General features: G+C 40.6%; 6 protein-coding genes and 1 pseudogene. 4 read left to right on the forward strand and 3 right to left on the reverse strand.

The annotated features are described in order from the left end of the window. Window positions 1-12: 12 nt before the first annotated feature. Window positions 13-327, forward strand: a complete 315-nt coding sequence (locus B4B65_RS09305) for a hypothetical protein (RefSeq protein ID WP_201679973.1) — start codon at window positions 13-15, stop codon at window positions 325-327. A 97-nt stretch (window positions 328-424) separates the two neighbouring features. Here the strand turns inward: B4B65_RS09305 and B4B65_RS09310 are convergent, their stop codons facing one another. From B4B65_RS09310 to B4B65_RS09320, 3 genes are all read right to left on the reverse strand, one after another. Continuing rightward, window positions 425-1774 carry a S41 family peptidase gene (locus B4B65_RS09310; RefSeq protein ID WP_293915303.1) on the reverse strand — a complete coding sequence of 450 codons (1350 nt, stop codon included), beginning with the start codon at window positions 1772-1774 and terminating at the stop codon, window positions 425-427. A 61-nt stretch (window positions 1775-1835) separates the two neighbouring features. Further along, entirely contained in the window at window positions 1836-2273 is a 438-nt protein-coding gene (locus B4B65_RS09315) for an RrF2 family transcriptional regulator (RefSeq protein ID WP_293915305.1), read from the reverse strand. 24 nt (window positions 2274-2297) lie between these two features. Beyond that, complete coding sequence (locus B4B65_RS09320; protein WP_293915307.1) at window positions 2298-2681, reverse strand: cupin domain-containing protein; 384 nt, start codon at window positions 2679-2681, stop codon at window positions 2298-2300. 128 nt (window positions 2682-2809) lie between these two features. Here B4B65_RS09320 and B4B65_RS09325 point away from each other — a divergent pair, with 128 nt between their 5' ends. From B4B65_RS09325 to B4B65_RS09335, 3 genes and pseudogenes are all read left to right on the forward strand, one after another. Continuing rightward, window positions 2810-3202, forward strand: coding sequence for a group III truncated hemoglobin (locus B4B65_RS09325; RefSeq protein WP_201679969.1), 393 nt, complete (start codon window positions 2810-2812; stop codon window positions 3200-3202). Between the two features lie 986 nt (window positions 3203-4188). After that, window positions 4189-5379, forward strand: a pseudogene (locus B4B65_RS09330) (hypothetical protein); the annotation flags it as partial. Between the two features lie 31 nt (window positions 5380-5410). Next, on the forward strand, window positions 5411-6000 hold a 590-nt coding region (locus tag B4B65_RS09335), incomplete at its 3' end, for an immunoglobulin domain-containing protein (protein ID WP_422663649.1).

The raw sequence follows: 6000 nt of genomic DNA on the forward strand, positions 1-6000 counted from the left end.
AACGGAAAAAATATGAAGGGAATTAATTCGCTCAAACACCAGCAGATGAAACAGGTATTGGTGGATCTCGAACATTTACTGCGATCAGAGCATGAAGTGTCTACAGCTTATGATATCAAAAAAAGCCGTGAATCACTTGTTGCCTTACATCAGCAGTACCGGGATACATTGAATTTACTGGAAGTAATTATCAAAAAGTATGAACAGGAATCATACCGTATCCGTACTGCTTATCTGGCAAGACCTGTTCGTCGTTTGCAAAGAACTCCACATGCTGTGGTAGATATCCGTCAGCTGGTCAATACGATTAATTCCCTGGCTAAATAATATTTAAAATTTTTGGGGTAAAGGTTGATGATGGGTCATTTTCTTAAGGAGATGGCCCTGTTTTATTTTGGAAAGGAAGAGTAATGATGTCAGCACATTATTCAGAAAGGATAACAGGTTTGTGTCGTTTAGGATCCGAGTGGTAAAGTACCTGGCCTTCTAAACTGATGGCGGCCTTTTGCAAAGATGTATTCCGGGAGGAGGAGGTTCTGTTGAGGATAAAAGCTACGTATGGATCCTGTTCGGATCCGAAAGGATACAAGGGTAAAGAACTGTGCTCAGACAGGTTATATTGTGGTATCAGTCCTGCGCTGTAATCACCTTTGTTGTTTTTGTTGTACAATTTGTAGACCAAAGGAAGAATATGCCAGCTTTCTGCCGGGCCATTGATATTGTCTGGTGAAGTCAACGTGACAGAAGCCATATCTTTGCCCATGGTCGTCTCTCCGATATGTATAATTTCTACGTATGGACTTAAGTTGTTGATTAGTAATTCTGCTGCTGAAGCTGTATAGGAAGTGCTTAAGATGTAGATTTTGCTGAGCTGAAGGCTTTTTGAATGCAGGTCTTCTGCAGTAAAGTTGTATCCGTCCGGTTGTCTGCTGAGTGACTGCGCAAAACTCATACGCTGTACACCTAAGGAAACATTGCCCTGATACATAAGGAAAATATCATTGGCCTGCACTTTTGCCAATAGCAAGGAACAAAACGCCGCAAAAGATACCTGTCCCCCTGTATTGTACCGCATATCCAGTATTAAATCCGTTATTTTTTTCTGTCGGAAGTCTTCCACAGTCCGTATAACATCGTAAGCTCCGCTGAAGTCGAAATGACTAAGGTACAGATACCCATAAATGTTGTTCTGCTGTTGTATGATGCGCTGTGTGTATACTACTGGCTGAGCAATATAAGCAGAAGCCAGTTGTAGAGTTTGCCCGGAGTGCAGGGTTAACCGGAGCGTATTTCTACCAAGAGCTTCCTGTGTAAGGTCTGAAACATTAGCAGGTGTAAGAAGTTGGTCATTCCATGTTGTGATTGTATCTCCACGGGACAGTCCGGATTGTTGCGCCTGAGAGTAGGGGACTACCTGACTGACTATATGGTGAATGGTTCCGTTTTGGGAAATCTGGATGAAATCAAAACCAAAAGTATTCGCCAGCGTATTTCCGTAGGTATCCGTGTTTTTGGTTTGTAAGATTGAGGAAAAATGATCCTGGGGAACCAATAGTGATTTGAAGTATATATCCGGTAAGGTTTCATCCGTCTTGCCTGAGGGAATTTGATTGTTCCAGTAATAGTATTGTTTCATCTGCGACATGATCCATTGATTGATGGCTTTATTTGTTCCGGCAGGAGCAGGAGCATCTTCTTTTTTACAGGCTGTAAACAGACTGATCGCAAATGTAAAAAGTATGAAAGTAAGACGAAGAGGAGACAGACTTTTCATGTATTAAAGTTAATGAAGTTGTGTCTTCTTCCATATTATGTTTTGGTTAACAAAAGGTGTCTTATTTTGACAATGTAAAATTACCTTTAATCAGATCTGTGTTAAATTGTCCTATACTTGTTTCTTGTAACATAACAGACAATTTTTTTCTGATCTTTTTGAAATCGTGATGTAAAGGGCATGGATTTTCTTTAGAGCAATAGTCGAGTCCCATGGCGCATCCTTCAAACAACTGTACACCATCAATACTCCTTACAATATCTGCCAGTGGTCGTTTTGTGTCTTCCGGTTCCATATAAAAACCGCCGTTCGGACCTTTGGATGATCGGATCAGCCCTTCTTTACTAAGTTGCTGAAGTATCTTTCCCAAGAAGGCTTCCGGCGATTTGATAGCTTCTGCAATTTCATGAATGCCGGCTTTTTCTCCCTGCTGACTGGACTGTGCTATATACATAACTGCCCGGAGTGCGTATTCACAGGTCTTTGAAAAAATTCCCATTTTAATAAAATCCTTACGTTTATATTATTCACCTGTATTTATAACTTCCTCAACACGTTTTGCTGTATCTGAATGACTGATGGAGAGTCTGATGACTGTATCTTCAGTTGCTGTGAGATCATGTGGTATATGACCTTCCAGTCCGATCATATCTCCACTTTTCATTTCATAGGTTTCAGAAAGTATACCAAGTTTGATTGCCCCCTGTAATACATGAATAACTATAGGAAACGGACTTTTATGCGTTTTCATAACTTGGCCGGCCCGCATGCTGATACGTATTTCCTTAATAGCTGAAGTTTCCAGAATCACCTTGATGTCCGGTTTTTCTGAACTGTATTGCAGGTTCTCAAAAATGGATCGGATAGCATTATGATATTCGGTTGATTTATCGTTGTGAATAGTCATGATCTGTTATTTTTAAAAGTTCTTAAAGGTACATAAATAATAAAAGATAAAAAAGTCTTTTATTATTTTTACCTTTGTTCTGTCAAAAGAGATTTTACATTTTATAGTATTAAATTAAGAATAAGACTATGGCAAAGCAGGATATTACAACGATGGAAGATATTAAATTGTTGGTAAATACATTTTATAGCAGGGTGCAAGAGGATATGCTAATAGGGCCTGTCTTTAATAAAATTTTGGATGGTCGCTGGGAGGCGCATCTGGAAAAAATGTATGGTTTCTGGCAGACGCTTTTACTGGATGAGCATACCTATTTCGGAAGCCCGTTTCCTCCGCATGCGACATTGCCTGTTGATGCGGCTCATTTTGATGCCTGGCTGAATCTCTGGAGTCATACTGTTCGGGAGTTTTTTGAAGGAGAGAAAGCGGAAGAAGCTGTTCTGCGAGGAGAGAAAATGGCAACGATGTTTCTTTCTAAAATCACCTATTATCGAAATACTAATGCGAAGCCTTTAAGTTAGGCAGAACAGATTATTCATAAAATATCATGCTGGATTTAGTTCAGTATCCTTGCATATTTATTGCTTTTGATGAGTAAAGAAGTCGTCAGAGCAACTTTACAATTTACTTATTTTCCAGCCTCTAGCAGGATCTGCTCTATGACCGTATTAATCTTTTCCGGGAATACTGACTAAGACCGCATTTCAAAATTTTACTCTTCAGATAAAGGCTGATTTTACCATTTGCTTTTCGATACTTCTTTCGGTTGTTATAATGTAAGTGTAAATCACGGTCAAATTTTACGCTTATTTTTTAGTTTTCATTCTGTGGGTCTATTTCCTTGGGCTGCTTTGTTACATATTAAATTATTGTTATTATCCGATTAGGAAATGAAGTTTCAGTTGTAAATTTCATGTTTTTAATCTTATCGTGTTAAAAATACACTATTTAATAACCTAATTGGATATTATAATATTTCTAACATAATTAAAATCCAATTGCTTAATTAGTTGTTAAAATATATATTCTTTGTTTATTTAAATCAAAGTTTATATTTTACATTTGTAGTGGAATGTAAGTATAAGGCTTTAGGGTTAGGTGTCTTTTTCTTGTATTCCGGCCTACTTCTATGAAAAACATTATACAGCCTAACCTAAATACGTTTGCGCTTTAGTAAAACACATCGTCATTACCTATGAAGTTGAAATGGTGTTATCTGATTTGTATGTTTTCATTGCTATTCTATGGAATGGCGGGGACAGCGCATGCACAGCGGGTATATGCCAATAGTTTTAATACGAGTACAGATGTGGATCTGGGATGTGTACTTGTTGTCTGCGGGAGTGTAAATAATGGAAGTAACGCAGTTAATCCGACTCAGATCGCGGCAAACAATCCTTCGACAATTGTATCTCCACTTGTATTGTCTGCTACTATGCAGAATGTAAGATTTACAGGTACAAATGCTTTACCAAGCTACGTTACTCCGGTTATGGTCAAACTCAAAATGAATGCTTCTGTATTGAGTTTGATTAATTCTATCAGTCTGCAAAGAACTAATGGCAACGTAAGTACTCCGGTTGGTACAGAATATTCTGCAGGATATTTACTGGATCTTTTAGGAATAGGGGGAGTAGGGCAACAAGAATTAACAGTTATCTTACCCGTAGTTGGATCTGCTCAGGCTAATGATGGAATACGGGTCAAAGTGGGATCGGCGGTGTCTTTAGGGTTATCAGCAAGTCTTTATTACGCTTATTATATAATTCCTCCAACGGTTGCTTCTCCAACCCTGAGTTTATGCGGTAATGCTGCAGGATCATTTACGATCAGTAATTTCCAGTCTGGGTATACTTATAAACTTTATACTGCAGCCGTGGACGGAACTGAGGTTGCAGGAGTTTCTACCACTACTAATACCTTAACAATTCCAGGGACTTTAGCTGGTGGAACTTATTATCTGGAAGCTAGGGAGACAAATACTTACCCTTCTGCAAGAACAGCTATTACAATTGTCCGAAATAGTCTCCCTTCAGTCCCTACAATCGCAAATCTGTCTACTTGTTCTGGAGTGTCAGCTAATCTTATCGTAAGTTCTCCACAGTCTGGTATTACTTACCGTTGGTATACAGCATCGACAGGGGGAACATTAGCTAATACGGGTAATAGTTTTCTAATCTCCAATCCTACATCTAGTATTACCTATTATGTGGAGGGCTATAATGCATTAACCGGCTGTATAAGTACTAGTCGTACCGCAGTAACACTTACGGTGAATCCGCTTCCTGCTGCCCCGGTCATACCAAATGTAGCAACGTGTACAGGTACTCCTGCAACGTTGACCATCAGTTCGCCTGAGGCAGGTATCAGCTATCGCTGGTATACGGTTGCTTCCGGAGGGACGGCTTTGACAACAGCAAATAGCTATACTGTTTCGAATCCAGCGGCTACGACTACTTATTATGTAGAAGGATATAATTCGACTACAGGATGTGTGAGTGCACGTACTGCAGTGACTTTGACTGTGAATCCGCTACCGGCAACTCCTACCATTCCAAATGTAACGACTTGTGCCGGTACTTCAGCCACACTTACGGTCAGTTCTCCAGTTGCAGGTATTAGCTATCGGTGGTATACGGTTGCTTCCGGAGGAACAGCATTGACAACAGCAAATAGCTATACTGTTTCGAATCCAGCGGCTACGACTACTTANNGCAGTGACTTTGACTGTGAATCCGCTACCGGCAGCTCCTACCATTCCAAATGTAACGACCTGTGCCGGTACTTCAGCCACACTTACGGTCAGTTCTCCAGTTGCGGGCATTGGCTATCGCTGGTATACGGTTGCTTCCGGAGGAACAGCTTTGACAACAGCAAATAGCTATACCGTTGCGAATCCGACGGCTACAACCACTTATTATGTAGAAGGATATAATTCGACTACAGGATGTGTGAGTGCACGTACTGCAGTGACTTTGACTGTGAATCCGCTTCCTGCTGCCCCGGTCATACCAAATGTAGCAACGTGTACAGGTACTCCTGCAACGTTGACTATCAGTTCGCCTGAGGCAGGTATCAGCTATCGCTGGTATACGGTTGCTTCCGGAGGAACAGCATTGACAACAGCAAATAGCTATACCGTTGCTAATCCAGCGGCTACGACTACTTATTATGTAGAAGGATATAATTCGACTACAGGCTGTGTGAGTGCACGTACGGCAGTGACTTTGACTGTGAATCCACTGCCGGCAGCTCCTACGATTCCCAAGGTGACGACTTGTGCCGGTACTTCAGCCACACTTACAGTTGGTTCTCCAGT

Source organism: Sphingobacterium sp. UBA5789, assembly GCF_002418355.1.
GTDB lineage: Bacteria > Bacteroidota > Bacteroidia > Sphingobacteriales > Sphingobacteriaceae > Sphingobacterium.